This window comes from Tenacibaculum sp. Cn5-46, assembly GCF_022347705.1.
GTDB classification, from domain to species: Bacteria; Bacteroidota; Bacteroidia; order Flavobacteriales; family Flavobacteriaceae; genus Polaribacter; species Polaribacter aiptasiae.
This window is the reverse complement of record NZ_JAKRGD010000003.1, coordinates 327,863-350,858: the sequence shown is the minus strand read 5'-3', so window position 1 is coordinate 350,858 and position 22,996 is coordinate 327,863. Positions and strand designations below refer to the sequence as shown.

Below are 22,996 nucleotides of genomic sequence, written 5' to 3'. Positions count from 1 at the left end.
TTTTATAATTAAGTATATATACTATTTATTTGAATTTAGTAGCTACTTTTTGAGCAATACCTACAATTACTTCACTAGCTTTGATAATACTTTCAACAGGTACGTATTCATAACGTCCGTGGAAATTATGACCACCCGCAAAAATATTAGGACAAGGTAAACCTTTGTAAGATAATTGAGAGCCATCAGTACCTCCTCTAATAGGTTTGATAATTGGAGTAATGTTCATTTCCTTCATCACCTCCTCAGCAATATCAACAATATACATTACAGGAGTAACTTTTTCTTTCATGTTATAGTATTGGTCTTTAATATCAACAGAAATTAATTTTTGACCTCTTTTAGCATTTAATATTTCAGCTAAATCTAACATGGCTTTTTTACGGTTATTGAATTGATCCATATCGTGATCTCTTACAATATAGTGTAATGTTGTTTTTTCAACAGAACCTTCCATGTGGTGTAAGTGAAAGAATCCTTCGTAACCAGTAGTTTTTTCAGGAACTTCATCTTCAGGTAAAGCATTAATGTATTCATTAGCAATTAACATAGAGTTAATCATTTTACCTTTTGCGTAACCAGGATGTACAATTTTACCATCAATAGTAACTTTAGCTCCCGCAGCATTAAAGTTTTCATATTCTAACTCACCAATTTGGCTACCGTCCATTGTGTATGCCCACTGTGCACCAAACTTTTCAACATCAAACATATGAGCACCTTTACCAACTTCCTCATCAGGAGGGAAACAAACTCTAATTTTACCATGCTTAATTTCTGGATGCTGAATTAAGTATTCCATAGCAGAAACAATTTCAGTAACACCAGCTTTATCATCGGCACCTAATAAAGTAGTACCATCAGTAGTAATAATTGTTTGTCCTTTATACTGTAATAAGTCTTCGAAATAATCAGGAGATAAAACAATGTTTTCTTCTTTGTTTAAAACGATGTCTTTTCCGTCGTAGTTTTCATGAATTTGTGGCTTAACATTAGCTCCAGTAAAATCAGGACTAGTATCAATATGAGCTACAAAACCTATAGTAGGTACTTCGTAATCTAAATTACTAGGCAATGTTGCCATTAAATAACAATTCTCATCTAACTCAACATCTTCCATTCCTATTTCTATCAATTCTTTTTCAAGAACTCTAGCTAAATCCCATTGTTTTTCAGTACTAGGAAAAGCAGGGTTATTAGGATCACTTTCAGTATCAATAGTTACATACTTTACAAATCTATCAATAATATGTTGTTTGTTCATTGTTGTTAATTTTATCAGCATCAAAAATAGCTATTTCAATAGTATTTTATAAATAAATTTGAAGTTTAATTTGCTTGTTTAAAGTATGCAATTAGTAAGTCTACCACATAGCTGTAAGAATCAATTCCTTTTGTTTGGTTGTTAGCTTTTAAATAAGAGTTATAGCCTTTTTTAAAGTAAGGTTCAATAGGGTTTTGATATTGTTTCCAGTGTAAATAACTATTTCGGTAATCTTTATAGATTCCTTTGTTTACCGTTTTTTTTATTTCCTGTGCTATTTCTTTATCACGTTTATATATTTGACCAAAACAGTAGTTGTATGCCATTCTGTAACCTGAGTATTGAAAGTATAAATCGTCGTTGGCTATGCAAGCCAAAAAGCCAACAAAATTGGCATCATTTTCAGCAGCCCAACCTATTTGATGTGCCATTTCATGACAAGTAGTGGCTGGATAACCAGTTTTAGGAATCATATCATTTACTTGAGCTTCCCCTGTTATTGGATTGATGTAGCCTGAAGTTGTATTGTATGACTGAAATAAGCTTACCAGAGAATTTTTAATAGAAGGATTTGTATAAGCCAACTGTGGATAGGATTTAGTTAACTTATTATAACCACTAGGTGCTAATTTGTAAATTTCTTTTTGAGAATAAGGTACTTTCACTTCAATAGAGTCGTTGTTAGTTATAAGCAAATGAATTCTATTTAATTCAGAAACAATTTTTTTTGTGGTTGAAACTAACTCATCAGTCGTATAAGTAGATTGTTGCAAGTTCAGGTTTTTAGCTAAAGGTTCGCGAAAATAATTCAATCCCCAAAAAGCATAAAAGCAAGCATAAACAACTGCTAAAATGGAAACAAATTTGATTAACTGAGGTAGTATGAATTTAAATTTGGTTTTGAACAAACGATAAATAGCTTTGATAAATAAAAACAATAAAAAGAAGCCAAGTACATCACCAAAAGAAAAAGGAAGCCATCCTAGAAGAATTCTAAAGAATTTTGAAATATAAGGATACAATCCATTACTGTAATATTGTTCTATCCATTGCGTTTGCTGACTTAAAAAATGAATGAATATGATTTGAAATGGAAGAGTTAACGCTAGAATTAAATGTTTTTTTGAGTGCCTCATAGTGTCAAAAATAAGAAAGTTGAAACGTTATCAACAAGTTAATAACAATTTTATTGGCGAATTTGTGTAAAAAGAAATTTAGGTAATGCTGATATAAATATCAGCATAAAAATATACTTTTGTTCTCATGGAAAAAACGCACTCTGTTAGGGGAACAAAAGTTGATAAGGCTAGAATAGTAAGTCTTGAAAAAGGAAAATTACCACCGCAAGCTCTAGAACTTGAGGAGGCAGTTTTAGGTGCTATGATGATTGATAAAAAGGGGATTGATGAAGTAATTGATATTTTACATCCTGAAGCTTTTTACGATAAACGTCATCAAGAAATATATTCTGCAATTTATACGCTTTTCCAAAACTCAGAGCCAATTGATTTACTTTCTGTATCGAATCAATTGAAGAAAAACGGAAAATTAGATGTCGCTGGCGGAGATTTCTATTTAATAGGATTAACACAAAAAGTAGCATCGTCTGCACATATTGAGTTTCACTCACGTATTATTTTAGAGAAGTTTATACAACGTAAGTTAATTACTATCTCTTCTGAAATTATAGAGAGTGCTTATACAGAAACAATAGATGTATTCGATTTATTAGATGACGCCGAGGGAAAGTTATTTGAGGTAACACAAGGAAACCTTAAAAAAGGAGCAGAAAGAGCAGATTCTTTAGTACAGCAATCGATTAACAAAATTCAAGAGATATCAGGTAAAGAAGGGATGAGTGGTTTAGCCACTGGATTTACCAAACTAGATGCTTTGACATCTGGATGGCAACCTTCCGATTTAATTATTATTGCAGCACGTCCTGGTATGGGGAAAACAGCATTTGTAATTTCAATGGCTAAAAATATGGCGATTGAATTTAATCATGCAGTAGCCATATTCTCACTGGAGATGTCATCGGTACAGCTAATTACTCGTATGATATCATCAGAAACTGGATTAACTTCGGAGAAATTACGTAAAGGTAACTTGGAACCACACGAATGGGAGCAGTTAAACGTAAAAGTAAAGAGGTTATCAGATTCGCCAATCTTTATTGATGATACTCCGGCACTTTCAATTTTCGATTTACGTGCAAAAGCAAGACGTTTAGTGTCACAACACAATGTACGTATCTTAATTATTGATTATTTACAGTTAATGACAGCTGGTGGAGCAGGAGGAAACCGTGAGCAGGAAATTTCTACAATTTCACGTAACTTAAAAGCACTAGCAAAGGAATTAAATGTACCAGTAATTGCGTTATCACAGTTATCACGTGCGGTAGAAACTCGTGGAGGTTCAAAACGTCCGTTACTATCCGATCTTCGTGAATCTGGGGCGATTGAGCAGGACGCCGATATCGTATCGTTTATCTTTAGACCAGAATACTATGGAATGACAGAATGGGATGACGATGATCATTCACCATGTGAGGGACAAGGAGAGTTTATAGTAGCAAAACACCGTAATGGTGGTTTAGATAATATTCGTTTGAAGTTTACTGGACACTTAGCAAAATTCTCGGATTTAGAAGAAGGGTTTAGTAGTGAATTCCAGTCGAGTATGAACTCAAGTTTTAATGATGAAATTTCATCAAATAACTTCACTTCACCAGAAGATGCTTTCGGTCCAAGTGATGACGACGTACCGTTCTAGAATATTAAACAATTCATAAAATAATTTAAAATACACAATTGCTAAATAGTAATTGTGTATTTTAGTTTTTACATATGAAAAAATATATATACATAATAGCATTATTGTTATTCTCAAATTCAATTTGGGCATCATTTATTTATGTACCAATGAGTCATGATAACCAAAAGAATCATTTAAAAGCATATGGAATTGTTTATTATGCATTACAAAATGGTTTGAAAGCTAAGTGGTTGTTGAATTATGATGGAGGTGCTTTTTTAATGGAGAATAATGAGGCTGTTGAAAAGGAATGTAAAATTAGGGGAGTTTCTTATCAAATAATTTCCGATGCCAGATCGAAATTAATATTAGAAGAAATTTCATCACCATCTAAAAATCAAGAAGCGGTAACTTTAGAAAAAGCCCCTAAAATAGCGGTGTATTCACCTAAAGGAAAAATGCCTTGGGATGATGCTGTAACTATGGTATTATCCTATGCAGAAATTCCATTTGATGTTATTTATGATGAAGAAGTATTAGACGACAAGCTATTGTTATATGAATGGTTGCATTTACATCACGAAGATTTTACAGGGCAGTATGGACGTTTTTATGGAGCGTTTAGAACAGCACCGTGGTATATACAACAAAAAAAGGATGCAGAAGCGTTGGCTAAAAAGTTAGGATATACCAAGGTCTCAGAACAAAAAGGAGCTGTTGCCAAAAAAATACGTGACTATGTAATAGGAGGAGGATTTATGTTTGCAATGTGTTCTGCTACCGATAGTTTTGATATTGCTTTAGCAGCAGATGGAGTTGATATTTGTGAAGGAATGTTTGATGGAGATGCTTCTGAGCCAAACTATCAATCGAAAATAGATTTTAATAAAACCTTTGCTTTTAGAGATTTTGAATTAATTCGTAATCCAACAACATATGAGTTTTCTTCTATAGATATGACTCGTAAACGTAGAATAAAAAAGGAAGTAGATTACTTTACGTTAAAAGAATATTCGGCTAAGTGGGATCAAGTGCCAACGATGCTAACACAAAACCATACTCAGTTAGTAAAAGCCTTTATGGGGCAAACTACTTCTTTTGATCGCAAAACAATCAAACCTACTATTATGGTTTTAGGTGAAAATAAAACCAATGGAGAAGGTAGATACATTCATGGAACCAAAGGAAAAGGAATGTTTACTTTTTATGGAGGTCATGATCCAGAAGATTATCAGCATAGAGTAGGAGATCCAAAAACAGAGTTAGACTTGCATCCAACATCTCCAGGATATCGTTTGATTTTAAATAATGTACTTTTTCCAGCGGCAAAAAAGAAAAAACAAAAAACCTAAACATTTTTTAGTTGAAAGTGTCAGCGACGTTCGCTGACTCAATAAAAACTCAACGAAACCATCAGCGAAGCTCGCTGGTGGTTTCGAAACTCGACGAAATGCTCAGCGAACTTCGCTGAGCGTTTTGTTTTTGTGCAATTCAATCAACGAGCTTCGCTGATGGTTTCGTTTTAATGCAGAGCTATCAGCGAGCTTCGTTGAAAGAAAAAAAACTATAATACTTAGCAAGCTGAATGTATTGTAACAAAAAAAGGTTAAAGTATAATGAACTTTAACCTTTTTAAAATTGAATGTATTTAAAACTATTTGATGTCTTTAAGCATTTCAGATACAGATCGCTCTAATTGTTGATCACGACCTTTATCAATAATACCAGGCATGTTTTTTACTTTAATGGTAGGCTCTGTTTGGTTGTTTTCCATCCATCTTCCAGATTTATCTTTCGCACTAATAGGAACAACACCCCAGTAGCTTCCATTTGGTAATCCTTCCCATCCTGCAAAACTACAAGTACCAGGAACTGGCATACCTACTGTTTTTCCAATTTTAAGATCAGTATATCCAGCAGCATAACAATGTCCATCAGAATACATACTTTCGTTAAAAATAGATAATGTAGGTTTTGTCCAACGTGAAGTAGGTTCACCTCCAACTACTTTAGCTTCTGTTTCGTATGAAATAAAAGGAACTCCAGTAAAGAACATAGCTAAATCAGCAACTAGGTCACCACCACCATTAAAACGTGTATCAATAATAATACCTTTACGATCAGAAAATTTACCCATAATATCTTTGTAAATACTTCTATATGGACCATCGCTCATTCCTGGAATATGAACATAACCTAACTTTCCATTACTTAATTTATTTACTTCTTTTTCGTTAGTTTTTACCCATCTCTTATATAATAAACGGTTTTCTTGACCTAAAGAAATAGGTTTTACAGTAATGGTTTGTTTTTCCTTTGTTTTAGGATTTGTGATATTAAGCAAAACAAATTTCCCTACTTTTCTATTTAAGTATTTAGCAACATCTTCGTTTTTATCAATTGTAACACCATCAATTTTTTCAATAATCATCCCTGCTTTAACGTTAAAAGATGATTTATCTAAAGGTCCGTCTTTAATAACTTCATCAATTAAAATTCCGTCTCCTTTATGGTTGTAATTCATAAAAATACCAAGCGAAGCAGTTGCATCAGCATTTTTAATACTGTTACTATATCCAGCTCCAGCATGAGAAACGTTTAATTCACCTAACATTTCAGAAAGCATTTCAGAAAATTCAAAAGAATTACCAATAGATGGTAAGTACTTTTTATATTCTTTTTTCATTTTGTTCCAGTCAGTTCCGTGGAAATCTGGGTGATAAAAAATAGCATTGGTTCTTATCCATACGTGATCGAACATAGCTTCTCTTTCAGCTGCAGTGTCCAACATCATTTCACCACTAATCTTTACTGGTTTTTTGCTCTTTTTAGCAGGATCTATCTTAGAAATTCTTCCACCACTTAAAAGATATAGGTTTTTCATGTCTTTATCCCATTGTAATGAACCGTAATTAGCGTTTAAACGCATAACCATTTTGGTTTCTTTGGTACGTAAATTAGTACTCCAAAGATTCATTTTTCCTTCAAAACGAGCTAAGTAATATAAAACATCACCTTTTTTAGAAAGTACTGCATCACCAAGGCTAGAAGAATGAATAGTTAATCTTTTAATTCGATCTTTCATACTATCCCAATCGAAAGTAAGAGGTTTTACTTTTTTCTTGTCTTTATCCTTTTTCTTTTTGTCTTTTTTATTTTTCTTGTCAGCTTCTTTTTTCTTTTTATCCTTTTCTTTTTTCTGAATAGCTTTAATTGTTTCCATCAATTTAAACTCTTCGTCGCTAAGGTTAAATTCATCCCAAGCTTCTTGTGTAAAGAACATACTATAAACATCCGATTGAGAACGTCCGCTAGTAGCATAAGATTTTAACCCATTTCTGTTACTAAACCATAACATTTGCTTTCCACCGTTCACCCATTTAGGATAGTAATCGTTATAACCACTCTCAGTTAAGTTTATACGTTTGCTACCATCAGCAGCCATTAATAAAGCTTCACTATTGCTTAGTGTTTTACTCCATCCAACCAATAACCATTTGCTATCAGGGCTCCAAGTGTAGTATTTATCACCATCTCTCATATGGAATAAATCTTTTGGAGTTAATAAGGTTACTTGTTTTTTAGTTTTTAAGTCCATTACTTTTAAAGTACGTCTTCCTTCAACAAAAGCTATTTTAGAACTATCAGGAGAGAACTCAGGTAAGTAATTATCAAATTTATTTTCAATAACTGGAGTTTCTTTTAATAAAGTTGCTGCAAAAAAGAAAGGTTCTTCTTTACGTACTTTTTCTGTTTTATAAATACTCCATTTTCCATTTCTTTCACTACTATATACTACCGATTTTCCATCAGGAGTCCAAGTAACAAAACGCTCTCTTTCTGTTGTATTGGTTAACCTTTTAGTAAAAGATTCACTAACAGAAGTTACAAAAACTTCACCTCTAGAAATAAAAGCAATTTCTTTTCCATTTGGAGAGATAGCCATTTCATTAACACCTCCATTAATAGAGATGAATTTATCTTTATTGTCTTTGCTTTGTGTTCTTATAATAACATTCACTTTTGAAGGTTTTTCACCTTCTTTCATGGTATATAATTCACCATCGTAACCAAAACTTAATATACCATTACCAGCACTTAAGAAACGTACAGGATGTAATTTGAAATTTGTTAGTTGTTGATCTTGGTTAGCATTATCAATATTCATTTTATGAATATTAAAAGAACCACTTTTTTCACTTAAATAATAAATGCTTTTTTCATCATCAGAGAAAAAAGGATGCCTGTCTTCACCAGCAAAAGAAGTAAGCATTTTATGAGTTTTCTTTTTAGTATCGTAGCTCCAAATGTCTCTAGTGATTGATGATTTATGATGCTTACGCCATTCATTTTCACCACCTTTTTTATCATGGTATAACATGGTGTTACCATTTTTAGATACCTGTACATATTCAGCAGGTACCGTCATTAATTGATTAACACGCCCAGCTGTTACAGGTACAGCATAAAGTTCAGGTTGAGAATTGGTAGGGTATTGTCTATGTTTTACTTCATCCTGACGTTGTGCTCCGAAAATAACCTCTTTGTTGTTTGCTGAAAAAGAAAATGGAACTTCGTCAGTAGAGTGAAACGTTAATCTTTTAGCCTCGCCACCTATGGCGTCCATGATATAAATATCGAAATTACCATAACGATTAGAAGCAAAGGCAATTTTTTTACCGTCTTTACTCCAAACGGCTTTGTAATCGTGTGCCTTATGAAAAGTTAATTGAGTTGCATTTCCACCAGTAGAAGGAACTTTATATAAGTCACCTTTGTAAGTAAAAACGATTTCTTTTCCATCTGGCGAAATTGAGGAGTGTCTCAGCCAATTGGGATTCTCTTGAGAGAATAGCTGTAGCGTTAAAAACGCGAATAATATTGATAGGTACTTCATTTAGTTAATTTTTTGTGCAATCTACTAAATTGTAGTACCTAATTATGTTAATTTAAGTTAAAATGAGCAGTGTTTACTTGTTTAATTCTTTGATGAAATAGGAAGGTTTAAAGAAGATAAAATTAAGACTAAAAATTATCGAACCCTTTTTTAAATAAGAATTGAAAAAGTAATTGGCAATTATTTTTTAAACTATTACTTTTGTCGAGATAAAACAAAAAATAATGTCGACAACACAACAGCTTCAAGAATTTACACAACAGGTACGTAGAGATATCGTTCGTATGGTACATGCAGTAAACTCAGGACACCCTGGAGGATCTTTAGGATGTGCAGAATTTTTTACTTGCTTATATCAAGAAATCATGGATTATTCTACTGATTTTAAAATGGACGGAAATAATGAAGATTTATTCTTTTTATCAAACGGACATATATCGCCAGTTTATTATAGTGTATTAGCACGTAGCGGATTCTTTCCAGTTGCTGAGTTAGCAACATTTAGAAAGTTAGATACACGTTTACAAGGTCACCCTACAACACACGAACACTTACCAGGTATTCGTATTGCTTCTGGATCTTTAGGTCAAGGAATGAGTGTTGCAATTGGTGCAGCTCAAGCAAAAAAGTTAAACGGAGATGATAAAATTGTATATTCATTACATGGTGATGGAGAATTACAAGAAGGTCAAATCTGGGAAGCAGCAATGTATGCAGCAGGAAAGAAAGTAGATAACTTAATTGCTACTGTAGACGTAAACGAAAAACAAATTGACGGTACTACTGACGAAGTTTTAGCAATGGGAAGCTTAAAAGCTAAATTTGAAGCTTTTGGTTGGGATGTATTAGAAATTAAAGAAGGAAATGATGTTGATGCTATTTTAAAAGGAATGGCTGATGCAAAATCTCGTACAGGAAATGGAAAACCAGTTTGTGTATTATTATATACAGAAATGGGGAATGGAATTGACTTTATGATGCATACGCATGCATGGCATGGTAAAGCTCCAAACGATGAGCAATTAGAAGCCTCGTTAGCACAAAATCCAGAAACATTAGGAGACTACTAAGAAATAGTTTTTAAAATAATATTCAAAATCCCGCTTTTATGCGGGATTTTTTTATGTTTTTCTTCACATTAAAACGTAAGTAAAAACGTAAATTTACGTCATCAATAATACCAAATAATAAAACCCAATAAATGAGAATAGGAATTGTATGTTATCCTACCTTTGGAGGAAGTGGAGTAGTAGCAACTGAACTAGGTATGGCATTAGCTGATAAAGGACATGAAGTACATTTTATAACATATAATCAACCAGTTCGATTAGACTTTTTTTCACACAGAATACACTTTCATGAAGTAGTATTAGAAGAGTATCCTTTATTTCAATACCAGCCTTATGAATTAGCATTGTCTAGTAAGATGGTTGAAGTAGTTGAAAAGCATCAATTAGAAGTGTTACATGTACATTATGCAATACCGCATGCATATGCAGCATATATGGCTAAAAAGATGTTAGAAGAAAAAGGTATCAATGTAAAAGTAGTTACTACATTACATGGTACAGATATTACTTTAGTAGGAAGTCACCCAACGTATAAAACAGCTGTAGAGTTTAGTATTAATAAATCGGATGAAGTAACTACAGTTTCTAATAGTTTAAAAGAAGATACATTACGTTTGTTCAATATTGATAAGGATATAAAAGTAGTGTATAACTTTATTGATGGTGAAAAATATGACAAAGCGCACCAAGCTGAATGCAAACGTATTGGTTTGGCAAAACCAGAAGAAAGAATTTTAACGCATGTAAGTAATTTTAGACCAGTTAAGCGTACCGACGATGTGATTCGAATATTTAATCAAGTTCAAAAGGAAATTCCATCAAAATTATTAATGGTGGGGGATGGACCAGAACGTTTAAAAGCAGAGAACTTAGTAAAAGAATTTGGTTTAGAGGATAAGGTGTTATTCTTAGGAAATAGTAATGAGGTGGCTAAAATATTATGTTATTCAGATGTGTTTTTATTACCATCAGAAACAGAGAGTTTTGGATTAGCAGCTTTGGAAGCAATGGCGGCAAGTACTGCTGTAATATCAACTAATACAGGTGGCCTTCCAGAAGTAAATATAGACGGTAAAACAGGTTATTTAAGTGACTTAGGTGATGTAGATGATATGGCTAAAAATGCTATTAAGATTTTAAAAGATGAGGCTATATTAAATCAATTTAAAGAACATGCCAAAGAACATATAAAGTTGTTTTCTCTAGAAAATATTTTACCGGTATATGAAGAAATATATAAAAGCTGTTCGGTAACAGCATAAATAAAAAAGGCGAGAAATTTTCTCGCCTTTTTTATTATATGTTATAGTATTTTAGACTATCTATAATTAAGTTTGATGGGACTTTGCAATCGATTTTGAAATCTTCATAGTCCTTTAAAAGAACAAAGTTAATTTCACCGCCTATATTCTTTTTATCGTGTTTCATTAATTCAAGAATAGCAGAAAAGTCATCTTCTAAAATTTCTACTTTGCCATATATAGTGTGAATAGCTTTTTTAATTTCTTCAAGTTTGTCTTTTGAAAAACCTAAAGTTTCAGAAGAAATATATGCTTCACAAACCATACCTATAGCAATAGCTTCACCATGAGTTAGGTTTTCTTTATGATCACTTTCTAAAAAATAAGATTCAACACCATGTCCAATGGTATGACCCCAATTTAAAACTTTACGAACATTTTTCTCTTTAGGATCTTCTAAAACAACTTCATTTTTAATTTCAATAGATCTATGAATTAAGTCTATAATGTTTAACTCAGGGTTGTCTTTAATTTCATTAAATAAACGAATATCGTGTGTCATTCCGTATTTAATAATTTCAGCAGTACCAGATCTAATTTCTCTAGGAGTAACCGTATGTAAATATTCAGGGTCTAATACAATCAATTCAGGATTAGCAAAAACACCAATCTGATTTTTTAAAACACCTAAATCAACACCAGTTTTCCCACCTACAGAAGCGTCTACCATACTTAAAAGAGTGGTAGGGATGTTTACAAAATCAATTCCACGTTTAAATGTAGAGGCAACAAAACCACCTAAATCGGTAATTACACCACCACCAAGAGTAATTAATAAGCTTTTACGATCGGCACCTAATTCGGTCATAGCATTCCAAACACCAATACAAGTATCGATGTTTTTATAAATTTCACCAGCATCAATTTGAATAACTTCAATGGGTTTATCGGTTTCTAGTAATTGCATAAATCGAGTATAGCAATGTACTATGGTATTGTCATCTACAAGAACAAAAATAGACGAGTAGTTATTATTGCGAATTAAATTAGCTAATTCGATGTACGCTTTTTCTTCAAAATGGATAGGGTATGTTGCTGCTTGAATAGAAGTCATTTCAATCTATAATTTAAAGGCGAAATTAAATAGAAAAAATTAAAATATATCATATGGGTCTGTTATATTTGTCTTTAAAATCAAATAATAATATTACCTCGATAATGAGACTTTTTGACAACACCGAAACTGCTTTTAAATTAAAATCTGACTCAGAGTTAGAAAGAGCATATTTTTTGTTTAAAATGATACAGAACCAGCCAATGGTTCGCATAGGGACAGCGGTAACTAATTTTGCATTAAAGGCACATTTGCCAGTTGAAGGTTTAATCCGTTCAACAGTTTTCGATCATTTTTGTGGAGGAGTAACAGAAGATGACTGTTTACCTAACATAGAAAAAATGTATGATCGTGGTAATGTACATAGTATTTTAGACTACTCAGTTGAAGGGAAAGAAGATGAAGCACAGTTTGATGATGCTTTACAAATGACTTTAAAAACAATTGATTTTGCTGAAGAAAAAAAGTCAATACCATATGCAGTATTCAAACCAACAGGTTTTGGACGTTTTGCTTTATACCAAAAATTAACAGAGGGTGTAGAGCATACAGAAGAAGAAAAAGTAGAGTGGGCAAGAGTTGTAGAGCGTTTTCATATAGTATGTAAAGCAGCAGCAGAGAAAGATGTCCCATTATTAATAGATGCAGAAGAAAGTTGGATGCAAGATGCAGCTGATGATTTGATTGAAGAGTTAATGGAAATTTACAATAAAGAAAAAGCTATTGTATTTAATACATTACAAATGTACAGACATGACCGATTAGAATACTTAAGAGGTTTGTATCAAAGAGCACATCAAAAAGGATATCATATAGGTATGAAAGTAGTACGTGGTGCCTATATGGAAAAAGAAAGAGAAAGAGCAAAAGAAAAAGGATATCCATCACCAATTTGTGTAGATAAACAAGCAACAGACGATAATTATAATGAAGCTGTTCGTTTTATGATGGAGCATAAGAACATGGCAATCTTTGCTGGAACTCATAACGAAGAAAGTTCTTATTTGTTAATGGATTTAGCAAAAGAGTATAATATAGAATCGACGGATAAGCGTATGTGGTTTGGTCAATTATATGGTATGAGTGATCATATTAGTTTTAATTTAGCACAAGAAGGATATAATGTAGCCAAATATGTTCCTTTTGGACCAGTACGTGATGTAATGCCGTATTTAATTCGTAGAGCAGAAGAAAATACTTCAGTAGCAGGTCAAACTTCAAGAGAATTAAATTTATTGAAAACCGAGAGAAAGCGTCGTAAACTGTAATGAGTACGGTTGACGAAATAAAAGAAGCTATTCAAAAAAATAAAAAAAGACTAGCTAAAGAGCTTCAAGAAAGCAAAGAGCTAGTTTTTTTGATAAAAAAGTCTCTTACCACAAATTTATCTGAAGAAGAAAAGATAAAGGTAAAAGAGCAAATGTTAGATATATGTAAAGCTATTCCTGCGTTTACAGTTTTTATGTTACCAGGAGGAGCTTTACTACTACCATTACTAATAAAATTTATTCCAGATATACTCCCAAGTGCCTTCCGAGGAGACGATGAATCTTCAGAAGAAGAAAAATAATTCAACTTCCCTATAGTATTCATTTTTAAAACACTACTTTTGCAGCTTCAAAATAAGCACGAATGCAATCAATTAGAAACATCGCTATTATAGCGCACGTTGACCACGGGAAAACGACTTTAGTAGACAAAATTATAGATCAGGCAAAAATCTTAGATGAACGTAAGGAACGTACTGATTTATTGTTAGATAACAACGATTTAGAGCGTGAGAGAGGAATTACAATTCTTTCTAAAAACGTATCTGTAAACTATAAAGGAGTTAAAATTAATGTAATTGATACTCCAGGTCACGCCGATTTTGGTGGTGAAGTAGAGCGTGTATTAAAAATGGCTGATGGTGTTTTATTATTAGTTGATGCTTTCGAAGGACCAATGCCACAAACACGTTTTGTACTAGGTAAAGCAATTGAGTTAGGTTTAACACCTATTGTAGTTGTAAACAAAGTTGATAAAGAAAACTGTACACCAGATTTAGTACACGAAAAAGTTTTCGATTTAATGTTTGCTTTAGAAGCTACAGAAGAACAATTAGATTTTACAACAATTTATGGTTCGGCTAAAAATGGTTGGATGAGTACTGACTGGAAGGATGAGAAAACTGATATTATCGATTTATTAGATGCGGTAATTGAAACTATTCCTGAAGCTCCGTACAGAGAAGGATCACCACAAATGCAAATTACATCGTTAGATTATTCTTCTTTTAAAGGAAGAATTGCTATCGGACGTGTATACCGTGGAGATTTAGAGAAGAATAAAGATTACATGCTTTGTAAAGCTGATGGAACTACGAAAAAAGTTCGTATCAAAGAATTACACGTTTTTGAAGGAATGGGTAAAGCTGAAACAGAGAAAGTTCGTAGTGGAGATATTTGTGCAGTAACTGGTATTGATGATTTCGAAATTGGAGATACAATTGCAGATTTAGAAAATCCTGAAGCATTACCAAGAATTGAAGTAGATCAACCTACAATGAGTATGTTATTTACTATTAATAACTCACCTTTCTTTGGTAAAGAAGGAAAATATGTAACATCTCGTCACTTACGTGATCGTTTATTTAAAGAGATGGAGAAAAACCTTGCATTACGTGTAGACGAAACTGATACAGAAGATAAATTCAATGTTTTCGGACGTGGAATTCTTCACTTATCAGTATTAATTGAAACAATGCGTCGTGAAGGATATGAATTACAAGTAGGTCGTCCACAAGTAATTTTAAAAGATATTGATGGTGTAAAGAGTGAGCCATACGAAACATTATCAATCGATCTTCCAGAAGATGTAGCTTCAAAAGCTATTAACTTAGTAACATTACGTAAAGGAGACTTATTAGTAATGGAGCCAAAAGGAGATTTACAGCATTTAGAATTTAATATTCCTTCAAGAGGATTAATCGGTTTACGTAATAAAATTTTAACAGCAACTGCTGGTCAAGCGATCATCAACCACCGTTTTAGTGAGTATGGTCCTTATAAAGGTGAATTTAGTGATGAGTTAAAAGGAGCTATTGTTTCTTCTGAAACAGGTAAAGCTACAGCTTATGCTATTGACCGTTTACAAGACAGAGGACGTTTCTTTATCGATCCTAACCAAGAGATTTATAAAGGACAAGTTGTTGGAGAAAACTCAAAAGATGGAGATTTAGCTGTAAACTTAATTAAAGGAAAGAAATTAACTAACGTACGTGCTTCTGGTTCTGATGATGGAGTAAAAATTGCACCAAAAGTTGATTTCTCTTTAGAAGAGTGTATGGAGTATATTAGACCTGATGAGTACTTAGAAGTAACTCCAGAAAGTTTACGTATGCGTAAAATCTCTTTTAGATAGATTTAAAGCAACAAAATATTATTTATAATGAAAGCCACCTATTAAGGTGGCTTTTTTATTTTGATTAATTAAAACAATCTTTATTTATGTTAAAATAGTATTGGTTTGTTTAAATGGTGTTTTAGCTGTTTTATTTGATTTAATTAAAAATAGATTGTCATAAACCTTGAATTAAGCTAGTAAATTTTTATTATTGCGTTTTATTTACAAGTTGTAAAATAAACAAAAGTTAAATTAGAAGTCTTGAAGAGACTAAAAAAAAATACAAAAGAATGTTAAAATAGTATTGAAAAGGAAAAGTTACCAAAATGATAAACGAGGAAATCTATAAGGGGAAAAAGAACATCATTATACTTTGGTAACTTTGAACAAAAATAAAATTATAGTAAGGGGAAAGAACTAATAATTTCGAGACAAAAATATTTATTCAAAACAGAACAAAATAGCCTGTAGTAGAATTGATGTATTTTTGAGTTAAAATCTGATGAAAATTAAAGCTAAATTTTTTAAATAAATTGCTTGTAGTATAAATGAAGTACCTGAAAAACCATTAATTAAAGTGAAAAACAATAAAACATTTTTATTTTTTTTAATAATATTTTTAATAGCTCCCCTAGCTATACTAAGCCAAGAAAAGGCAATAACAGTAAAAGATTATAAAGAAAAAGTAATAAAAGACTATTACAGGTTTCAACGAACTGAAGATGGTCAACTATTAGATAGTATTCTGCGTTTTATTAAGCTCAATAAAATTGACGTAGAAGAAGACACTATAAAAAGTAAAATATATTATCTAAATGGAGTTAAGAATTTATTCTTAACTAGATATGATAAAGCTGAAGAAACTTTTTTAAAATCTTATGAGTTAGCCGAAAAAACAAACGATATTCTTCTAAAGGGAACTATTTTTAACTCTCGAGGAGTAACAATTACAAAAGGAAGTGCTAATTACAAAAAAGCGAAAGTTTTATTTGAAAAAGCAGTAGTTGAGTATAAAAAAATAAATGAAATTCCTCAACAGATAGATGCTTACTATAACTTAACAGTAAATGCAAAAAGAAGATGTAAGTGGGAAGAATCTAATAAATATGCTTTTGAGTTTTTAAAGTTATTAAATAAGTACGAAGAGAAAATAACAGGTTTAAGAAGAATGCACTATTTTATAGGTCATAACTATTTAAGACTAAAAAAATATGATGATGCATTTCGGAATTTAAAAATAGCAGAAGGAATTACTTTTAAAGATGATAGCTTTAGTTTTACTACAAGTTTGATTAATGAAACTTATGGGAAGCTTCATGAAGAGAAAAAAGAGTATAAGAAAGCTTTAGAACGATATAAAAATGTAACTAATAACTTAAGAGAGGCAAATAAAGAAACTGAAAAGAGAATAGAAGATTTTTATACTCGAGAATTAGAATTAGAAAATGAGTTACAAGAAAAAGGAAAGGAAATAATAAAAGATCAAAATAGAATTATACTTTGGAGTGTTTTGACAATTGTTTTATTGGTAGTTCTAATCCTAACTCAAATTTTTTATTGGAAGAAGAATAAAGAAAAAAATAGAGAAATTAAGGAGTTAAACAAAGAATTAGCAGGCTTAATAGTAGATTTAAAAGGTAAGAATAAAGAGCTTTCTGAAAATAAGAAAGAAATAGAGAACCTATTAAAATTAAATGAACAAGCGTTATTTTCAAGAGTCTTAAAAATCTCAACGTATAACGATGCTATTAGAAAAATATGCAAAGATTTAGAAACTCATTTGGAGAACAATTTAGATGCTTCAAGTTACTTTATAACTATAAATAAAAAATTACTGAATTTAATCTCAGAAGAAGAATTATGGGAAGATTTTAGAATACAATTTGAGAAAACTAGACCAGATTTTTATAATAAATTAAAAAAAGTAGCACCAAATTTATCGGTTAACGATCTGAAGCATTGTACTTATATTGTATCGAATTTGAAAAGTAAGGAAGTAGCTCAGTTGGTCAATGTTTCTCCTAGAAGCGTGGAAACTGTTAGGTATAGAATTAAGAAAAAAATGGGATTAGAAAAAGAAGAAAGTTTGTACGATTTATTGAGTAATTTATAATTAACATTAATTTAATTAGGAAAATTAAAAAATTATTTCAAATATTTGTGAAACAGAAATAAAGACATGAACTTTAATCAATTACATCATCATCATCATCATATTTGCACTCAAGCGAAGTGAAGATGTATTGATTAAAAATAAAATATATTTAAAACCCGTTTGAGTAAATCAAACGGGTTTTTTGTTTCCATAGGCGCCAGGAAATTATCTTCTCTATAAAGATTTACTCAAACCAAACTTAAGAAAATGAGTAAATTAAAAATAGCCATACAAAAATCAGGAAGACTAAATAAAGATTCCTTACAAATATTAAAAGACTGCGGTATTTCTATTGATAATGGTAAAGATCAATTGAAAGCTTCAGCAAGTAATTTTCCATTAGAGGTTTTCTATTTAAGAAATGGTGATATTCCACAATACCTAAAAGATGGAGTTATTGATATAGCAATTGTTGGAGAAAATTTATTGATAGAAAAAGGAGAAGGAATCGAGTTTATAGAGAAACTTGGATTTTCGAAATGTAAAGTGTCTCTAGCAATTCCTAAAGGAGAAGAATATAACGGATTGTCTTTTTTTCAGAATAAAAAAATAGCAACATCATATCCTAAAACAGTACAAAACTTTTTAACCAAAAACAATATTGATTCTCAGTTACACATTATTAATGGATCGGTAGAAATTGCTCCTAATATTGGTTTGGCAGATGGTATTTGTGATATCGTTTCTAGTGGTTCTACACTGTTCAAAAATAATTTAAAAGAAGTTGAAGTCATCCTAAAATCCGAAGCAGTTTTAGCAGTTTCACCGAAATTAGAACCATTGCAACAAGAAATTTTAAATAAGCTTCAATTCAGAATACAATCGGTTTTAAAGGGTAGGAGGTCTAAGTATATTTTACTAAATGCACCTAATAATAAGCTTGATAAAATCATCAATATTTTACCAGGAATGAGAAGTCCAACAGTATTGCCATTAGCAGAAAAAGGCTGGAGTTCTGTACACTCGGTATTAGACAAGAATGAATTTTGGGAAATAATAGATGAGTTGAAAAACAATGGAGCTGAAGGAATTTTAGTGTGTCCAATTGAAAAAATGGTAGTTTAAATTTTAAGGAATAAAAATGAAGATTATAAAATATCCTAATAGGGAAGATTGGAAAAACCTTTGCAAGAGAGCTACTTTAAGTGAAAGTAATTTAGACGAAGTAGTTAAAGAGGTTTTGGAAGATGTTAAGCGAAATAAAAACAAAGCTTTAACAAAGTACGCGAAAAAGTTTGATGGATTAGATATCACTTCTTTTGAAGTAACTGAAGAAGAAATAGAGATTGCTAAGAAAAAAGTAAGTAACGATTTAAAAGAATCAATACAGTTAGCAAAATCAAATATTGAGATTTTTCACACTTCTCAAAAAGAAGAAGAAAAAGAGGTAATAACATCAGAAGGAGTTATTTGTTGGCGTAAAAGTGTAGCCATAGATAAAGTTGGACTATATATTCCTGGAGGTACAGCGCCTTTGTTTTCAACAATTCTAATGTTAGGAGTTCCAGCAAAAATAGCAGGATGTAAAGAAATTATTTTGTGTACACCACCAAATAAAAGGGGAGAAATAAATCCGGCGATTTTATATACGGCATCGTTAGTTGGAATTACTAAAATTTTTAAAATAGGAGGCTCACAAGCAATAGGAGCTATGGCTTATGGTACTGAGACCATACCTAATGTGTATAAAATTTTAGGGCCAGGAAATCAATATGTAACTAAGGCAAAAGAATTAGTACAACAGAAAGGAGTTGCTATTGATATGCCAGCAGGACCAAGTGAGGTCTTGGTTATTGCAGATGAAACCTCGAATCCAGCATTTGTAGCAGCAGATTTATTATCGCAAGCAGAACACGGAACAGACAGTCAAGTTGTATTGGTAACCACTAAAACCAAAATAGTAGAAGAGGTATTAAAAGAAGTTGAGAGTCAATTAGAAGAGTTGCCAAGAAAAGAAATAGCAAAAAAAGCATTAGAAAATAGTTTTTCGGTTGTTTTAAATACTATTGAAGAAACTATTGAATTTAGTAATGAATATGCACCTGAGCACTTAATTATAGCTTCTGATAATGCAACTCAATACATAAGTAAAATAGTTAATGCAGGATCTGTGTTTTTAGGAAATTATAGTTGTGAAAGTGCAGGTGATTACGCAAGTGGAACAAATCATACGTTACCTACAAATGGATATGCTAAAAATTATAGTGGCGTTTCTTTAGATAGCTTTGTAAAGAAAATAACTTTTCAAGAAGTAACAGCAAAAGGGATTTCTAAAATAGGAAAAGCTATTGAGTTAATGGCTGAAGCAGAAGGTTTACAAGCACATAAAAATGCAGTAACATTAAGATTAAAAGCTATATAGAATGTTTGAGTTAGAAAAAATAGTTAGGCCTAATATCCAAAGTTTGAAAGCGTATTCTTCTGCAAGAGATGAATTTAAAGGAGAGGCAGAAGTGTATTTAGATGCTAATGAGAATCCATTTGGTACTTTAAATCGTTATCCAGACCCACAACAAAAAAGTATTAAAGAGAGACTCTCAGAAATTAAAGAAATAAATACGAATCAAATTTTTGTAGGCAATGGTAGTGATGAAGTAATTGACTTGGCATTCAGAATATTTTGCGAACCAGGGAAAGATAAAGCTTTGACTTTTTCACCAACTTATGGAATGTACGATGTTTCAGCAGGGATAAATAATATAGAATTAATTAAACAACCACTATTAGCAGATTTTCAAATCAATTTAAATCAGTTACAGCCTTATTTGGAAATGGATGAAGTAAAGTTAATTTTTATCTGTTCTCCAAACAACCCTACAGGAAATATAATTAATAAAGAAGATATAGAATACATTCTTGAAAATTTTAATGGAATTGTAATTATTGATGAAGCTTACATTGATTTTAGCACAAAAGAATCTTTAGTTGCTGAAATTAAAAATTACCCAAACTTAATTGTGAGTCAAACATTTAGTAAGGCATGGGGATTAGCAGGAGCTAGGGTTGGAATAGCTTATGCAAGTTCAAAAATTATTGATTTATATAATAAAGTAAAGCCTCCATATAATGTAAGTTCTTTGAATCAAAATGCGGTTTTGGTGAGTTTGAATAATCAAACAAAATTCGAAATTGAAAAGAATATCATTTTAATAGAGAGGGAAAAAGTAATAACTCAATTATCTCAATTGTCAATGGTCAAAACAATCTATCCTACCGAAGCTAATTTTGTATTGGTTGAAGTAGAAAAAGTAAATAAATTGTATAAGGACTTGGTAAAAAAGAAAATAATTACAAGAAACAGAAATAGTGTAATTAATGATTGCTTACGTATAACAATAGGCAGCCCAGAAGAAAATCAAAAACTAATCAACGCATTACAAGAATTATAATATGAAACGAGTATTATTTATAGATAGAGATGGAACTTTAATTAAAGAACCAGCAGATGAACAAACAGATTCATTTGAGAAACTTCAATTTTATCCAAAAGTATTTCAAGGTTTAGGTAAAATAGCAAAGGAGTTAGATTTTGAGTTGGTATTAGTAACTAACCAAGATGGACTAGGTACAGAGGTTTATCCAGAAAATACATTTTGGCCTGTACATAATTTTGTAATGAATACTTTAAAAGAAGAAGGAATAATTTTTTCAGAAGAATTTATAGATAAAACATTTGCAAGAGATAATCAACCAACAAGAAAACCTAATACAGGTTTATTGACAAAGTTTTTTTCAGAGGACTATGATTTAACAAATTCATTTGTAATTGGTGATCGCTTAACTGATATTGAGTTAGCTAAAAATTTAGGAGCCAAAGGAATTTATATAAACGACGAAACTTTTTTAGGGACTGATGAAATTACAGTAAAAAGAAGTGAATTGGATGAATTTATAGCGCTTGAAAGCAATGATTGGAATGCTATTTATGAGTTCTTGAAGCTAGAGGAAAGAGTAGCGAGTATTGTTAGAAATACGAATGAAACAAAAATAAGTATTCAATTAAATCTAGATGGAACAGGACAAAGTGATATAAGTACAGGAATCGCTTTTTTTGATCATATGTTAGATCAAATAGCGCGTCATGGACAAATGGATTTGGCTATAAAAGTAAATGGAGATTTAGAGGTAGATGAGCACCATACAATTGAAGACACAGCAATAGCATTAGGGGAGGTTTTTAATAAAGCTTTAGGAAATAAGCTAGGTATAGAGCGTTATGGTTTTTGTCTTCCTATGGACGATTGTTTAGCTCAGGTAGCTATAGACTTTGGAGGGAGAAATTGGTTAGTATGGGAAGCAGAATTCAAAAGAGAAATGGTAGGGAAAATGCCAACAGAAATGTTTTTTCACTTCTTCAAATCATTTACTGACGGAGCTAAATGTAACTTGAATATAAAAGCAGAAGGAGTAAATGAACACCATAAAATAGAAGCGATATTTAAGGCTTTTGCTAAAGCCGTTAAGGTTGCTGTTAAGAGAGATTCTAGTAAAATGATTTTACCATCAACCAAAGGAGCATTATAAAATGATAGCAATTATAAAATACAATGCAGGAAATATAAGGTCTGTGCAAAATGCCATTAGTCGTTTGGGGTACGAGAGTATTATAACCGACGATTTAGAGGAAATACAACAAGCAGATAAAGTAATATTTCCAGGAGTAGGTGAGGCTAGTTCAGCAATGAAGTATCTTAAAGATAAAGGGCTAGATAGAATATTGATATCATTGAAACAACCAGTATTAGGAATTTGCTTAGGACTACAACTAATGTGTAAATCATCAGAAGAAGGAAATACAAAATGTTTAGGGATTTTTGATGCTGAAACAAAAAAGTTTCCTCCGTTGAAAAAAGTACCACACATGGGATGGAATAATTTTTCAACAATAAAAGAATCAAAAATAACAGAAAGTATAAATGTTAATGATGATGTATACTATGTTCATGGTTATTATGCAGAGCTCTCAGAAGATACAGTTGCTACATGCAATTATATAGAGTTGTTTAGTACTGTGATGCAAAGAGATAATTTTTATGCAATGCAATTTCATCCAGAGAAATCGGCTAGTATAGGCGAGAAATTGCTAAAGAATTTTTTAGAATTATAAAATA

At 31.5% G+C, this 22,996-nt stretch carries 17 protein-coding genes; 13 read left to right on the top strand and 4 right to left on the bottom strand.

Annotation, left to right across the window (positions count from 1 at the left end; genetic code table 11):
• Nucleotides 1-25 precede the first annotated feature (25 nt).
• Entirely contained in the window at nucleotides 26-1,264 is a 1,239-nt protein-coding gene (gene pepT / locus MHN29_RS08265; protein WP_150899191.1) for a peptidase T, read from the bottom strand.
• A 65-nt stretch (nucleotides 1,265-1,329) separates the two neighbouring features.
• Nucleotides 1,330-2,400 carry a DUF3810 domain-containing protein gene (locus tag MHN29_RS08260; protein WP_235274032.1) on the bottom strand — a complete coding sequence of 357 codons (1,071 nt, stop codon included), beginning with the start codon at nucleotides 2,398-2,400 and terminating at the stop codon, nucleotides 1,330-1,332.
• Between the two features lie 127 nt (nucleotides 2,401-2,527).
• Here MHN29_RS08260 and dnaB point away from each other — a divergent pair, with 127 nt between their 5' ends.
• On the top strand, nucleotides 2,528-4,042 hold the full coding sequence (gene dnaB / locus MHN29_RS08255) for a replicative DNA helicase (RefSeq protein ID WP_150899189.1): 1,515 nt from the start codon (nucleotides 2,528-2,530) through the stop codon (nucleotides 4,040-4,042).
• Nucleotides 4,043-4,116: 74 nt separating this feature from the next.
• On the top strand, nucleotides 4,117-5,376 hold the full coding sequence (locus MHN29_RS08250) for an asparagine synthetase B (RefSeq protein WP_175578669.1): 1,260 nt from the start codon (nucleotides 4,117-4,119) through the stop codon (nucleotides 5,374-5,376).
• A gap of 302 nt (nucleotides 5,377-5,678) precedes the next feature.
• On the opposite strand, the gene MHN29_RS08245 is transcribed toward MHN29_RS08250, so the two are convergent.
• Nucleotides 5,679-8,921, bottom strand: coding sequence for a S41 family peptidase (locus MHN29_RS08245; protein ID WP_235274031.1), 3,243 nt, complete (start codon nucleotides 8,919-8,921; stop codon nucleotides 5,679-5,681).
• Between the two features lie 224 nt (nucleotides 8,922-9,145).
• Between MHN29_RS08245 and MHN29_RS08240 the strand changes: the two genes are divergently transcribed.
• Nucleotides 9,146-9,991, top strand: a complete 846-nt coding sequence (locus MHN29_RS08240; protein WP_150899187.1) for a transketolase — start codon at nucleotides 9,146-9,148, stop codon at nucleotides 9,989-9,991.
• A gap of 131 nt (nucleotides 9,992-10,122) precedes the next feature.
• Entirely contained in the window at nucleotides 10,123-11,253 is a 1,131-nt protein-coding gene (bshA, locus tag MHN29_RS08235) for an N-acetyl-alpha-D-glucosaminyl L-malate synthase BshA (protein ID WP_235274030.1), read from the top strand.
• 34 nt (nucleotides 11,254-11,287) lie between these two features.
• Here bshA and aroB read toward each other — a convergent pair whose 3' ends face one another.
• Complete coding sequence (aroB, locus tag MHN29_RS08230) at nucleotides 11,288-12,346, bottom strand: 3-dehydroquinate synthase (protein ID WP_235274029.1); 1,059 nt, start codon at nucleotides 12,344-12,346, stop codon at nucleotides 11,288-11,290.
• A 104-nt stretch (nucleotides 12,347-12,450) separates the two neighbouring features.
• On the opposite strand from aroB, the gene MHN29_RS08225 reads away from it, so the two are divergent.
• From MHN29_RS08225 to hisH, 9 genes are all read left to right on the top strand, one after another.
• On the top strand, nucleotides 12,451-13,614 hold the full coding sequence (locus MHN29_RS08225; RefSeq protein ID WP_235274184.1) for a proline dehydrogenase family protein: 1,164 nt from the start codon (nucleotides 12,451-12,453) through the stop codon (nucleotides 13,612-13,614).
• Nucleotides 13,614-13,916 carry an LETM1 domain-containing protein gene (locus MHN29_RS08220; RefSeq protein ID WP_150899183.1) on the top strand — a complete coding sequence of 101 codons (303 nt, stop codon included), beginning with the start codon at nucleotides 13,614-13,616 and terminating at the stop codon, nucleotides 13,914-13,916. Before MHN29_RS08225 ends, MHN29_RS08220 begins: the two co-directional genes overlap by 1 nt.
• A 62-nt stretch (nucleotides 13,917-13,978) precedes the next feature.
• Complete coding sequence (gene typA, locus MHN29_RS08215) at nucleotides 13,979-15,748, top strand: translational GTPase TypA (RefSeq protein ID WP_150899182.1); 1,770 nt, start codon at nucleotides 13,979-13,981, stop codon at nucleotides 15,746-15,748.
• 559 nt (nucleotides 15,749-16,307) lie between these two features.
• The gene (locus MHN29_RS08210; protein WP_235274028.1) at nucleotides 16,308-17,843 is read left to right on the top strand and encodes a hypothetical protein; all 1,536 of its coding nucleotides are present in this window, start codon (nucleotides 16,308-16,310) and stop codon (nucleotides 17,841-17,843) included.
• Between the two features lie 249 nt (nucleotides 17,844-18,092).
• The gene (hisG, locus tag MHN29_RS08205) at nucleotides 18,093-18,950 is read left to right on the top strand and encodes an ATP phosphoribosyltransferase (protein ID WP_235274027.1); all 858 of its coding nucleotides are present in this window, start codon (nucleotides 18,093-18,095) and stop codon (nucleotides 18,948-18,950) included.
• 16 nt (nucleotides 18,951-18,966) lie between these two features.
• Nucleotides 18,967-20,247: a histidinol dehydrogenase gene (gene hisD / locus MHN29_RS08200; protein WP_235274026.1), complete on the top strand. Its 1,281-nt coding sequence runs from the start codon at nucleotides 18,967-18,969 to the stop codon at nucleotides 20,245-20,247.
• 1 nt (nucleotide 20,248) lies between these two features.
• Complete coding sequence (gene hisC / locus MHN29_RS08195) at nucleotides 20,249-21,274, top strand: histidinol-phosphate transaminase (RefSeq protein ID WP_235274025.1); 1,026 nt, start codon at nucleotides 20,249-20,251, stop codon at nucleotides 21,272-21,274.
• Nucleotide 21,275: 1 nt separating this feature from the next.
• Nucleotides 21,276-22,409, top strand: a complete 1,134-nt coding sequence (gene hisB, locus MHN29_RS08190) for a bifunctional histidinol-phosphatase/imidazoleglycerol-phosphate dehydratase HisB (protein WP_235274024.1) — start codon at nucleotides 21,276-21,278, stop codon at nucleotides 22,407-22,409.
• A 1-nt stretch (nucleotide 22,410) separates the two neighbouring features.
• Entirely contained in the window at nucleotides 22,411-22,992 is a 582-nt protein-coding gene (hisH, locus tag MHN29_RS08185; RefSeq protein ID WP_235274023.1) for an imidazole glycerol phosphate synthase subunit HisH, read from the top strand.
• Nucleotides 22,993-22,996: the final 4 nt, after the last annotated feature.

Coding starts and splice junctions, on each gene's coding strand:
- MHN29_RS08245 (WP_235274031.1), bottom strand. CDS start 8,921: ATGAAGTACCTATCAATATTATTCGCGTTTTTAACGCTACAGCTATTC.
- hisB (WP_235274024.1), top strand. CDS start 21,276: ATGAAACGAGTATTATTTATAGATAGAGATGGAACTTTAATTAAAGAA.
- MHN29_RS08220 (WP_150899183.1), top strand. CDS start 13,614: ATGAGTACGGTTGACGAAATAAAAGAAGCTATTCAAAAAAATAAAAAA.
- hisG (WP_235274027.1), top strand. CDS start 18,093: ATGAGTAAATTAAAAATAGCCATACAAAAATCAGGAAGACTAAATAAA.
- pepT (WP_150899191.1), bottom strand. CDS start 1,264: ATGAACAAACAACATATTATTGATAGATTTGTAAAGTATGTAACTATT.
- dnaB (WP_150899189.1), top strand. CDS start 2,528: ATGGAAAAAACGCACTCTGTTAGGGGAACAAAAGTTGATAAGGCTAGA.
- hisH (WP_235274023.1), top strand. CDS start 22,411: ATGATAGCAATTATAAAATACAATGCAGGAAATATAAGGTCTGTGCAA.
- hisD (WP_235274026.1), top strand. CDS start 18,967: ATGAAGATTATAAAATATCCTAATAGGGAAGATTGGAAAAACCTTTGC.
- MHN29_RS08250 (WP_175578669.1), top strand. CDS start 4,117: ATGAAAAAATATATATACATAATAGCATTATTGTTATTCTCAAATTCA.
- aroB (WP_235274029.1), bottom strand. CDS start 12,346: ATGACTTCTATTCAAGCAGCAACATACCCTATCCATTTTGAAGAAAAA.
- MHN29_RS08240 (WP_150899187.1), top strand. CDS start 9,146: ATGTCGACAACACAACAGCTTCAAGAATTTACACAACAGGTACGTAGA.
- MHN29_RS08225 (WP_235274184.1), top strand. CDS start 12,451: ATGAGACTTTTTGACAACACCGAAACTGCTTTTAAATTAAAATCTGAC.
- MHN29_RS08260 (WP_235274032.1), bottom strand. CDS start 2,400: ATGAGGCACTCAAAAAAACATTTAATTCTAGCGTTAACTCTTCCATTT.
- typA (WP_150899182.1), top strand. CDS start 13,979: ATGCAATCAATTAGAAACATCGCTATTATAGCGCACGTTGACCACGGG.
- bshA (WP_235274030.1), top strand. CDS start 10,123: ATGAGAATAGGAATTGTATGTTATCCTACCTTTGGAGGAAGTGGAGTA.
- hisC (WP_235274025.1), top strand. CDS start 20,249: ATGTTTGAGTTAGAAAAAATAGTTAGGCCTAATATCCAAAGTTTGAAA.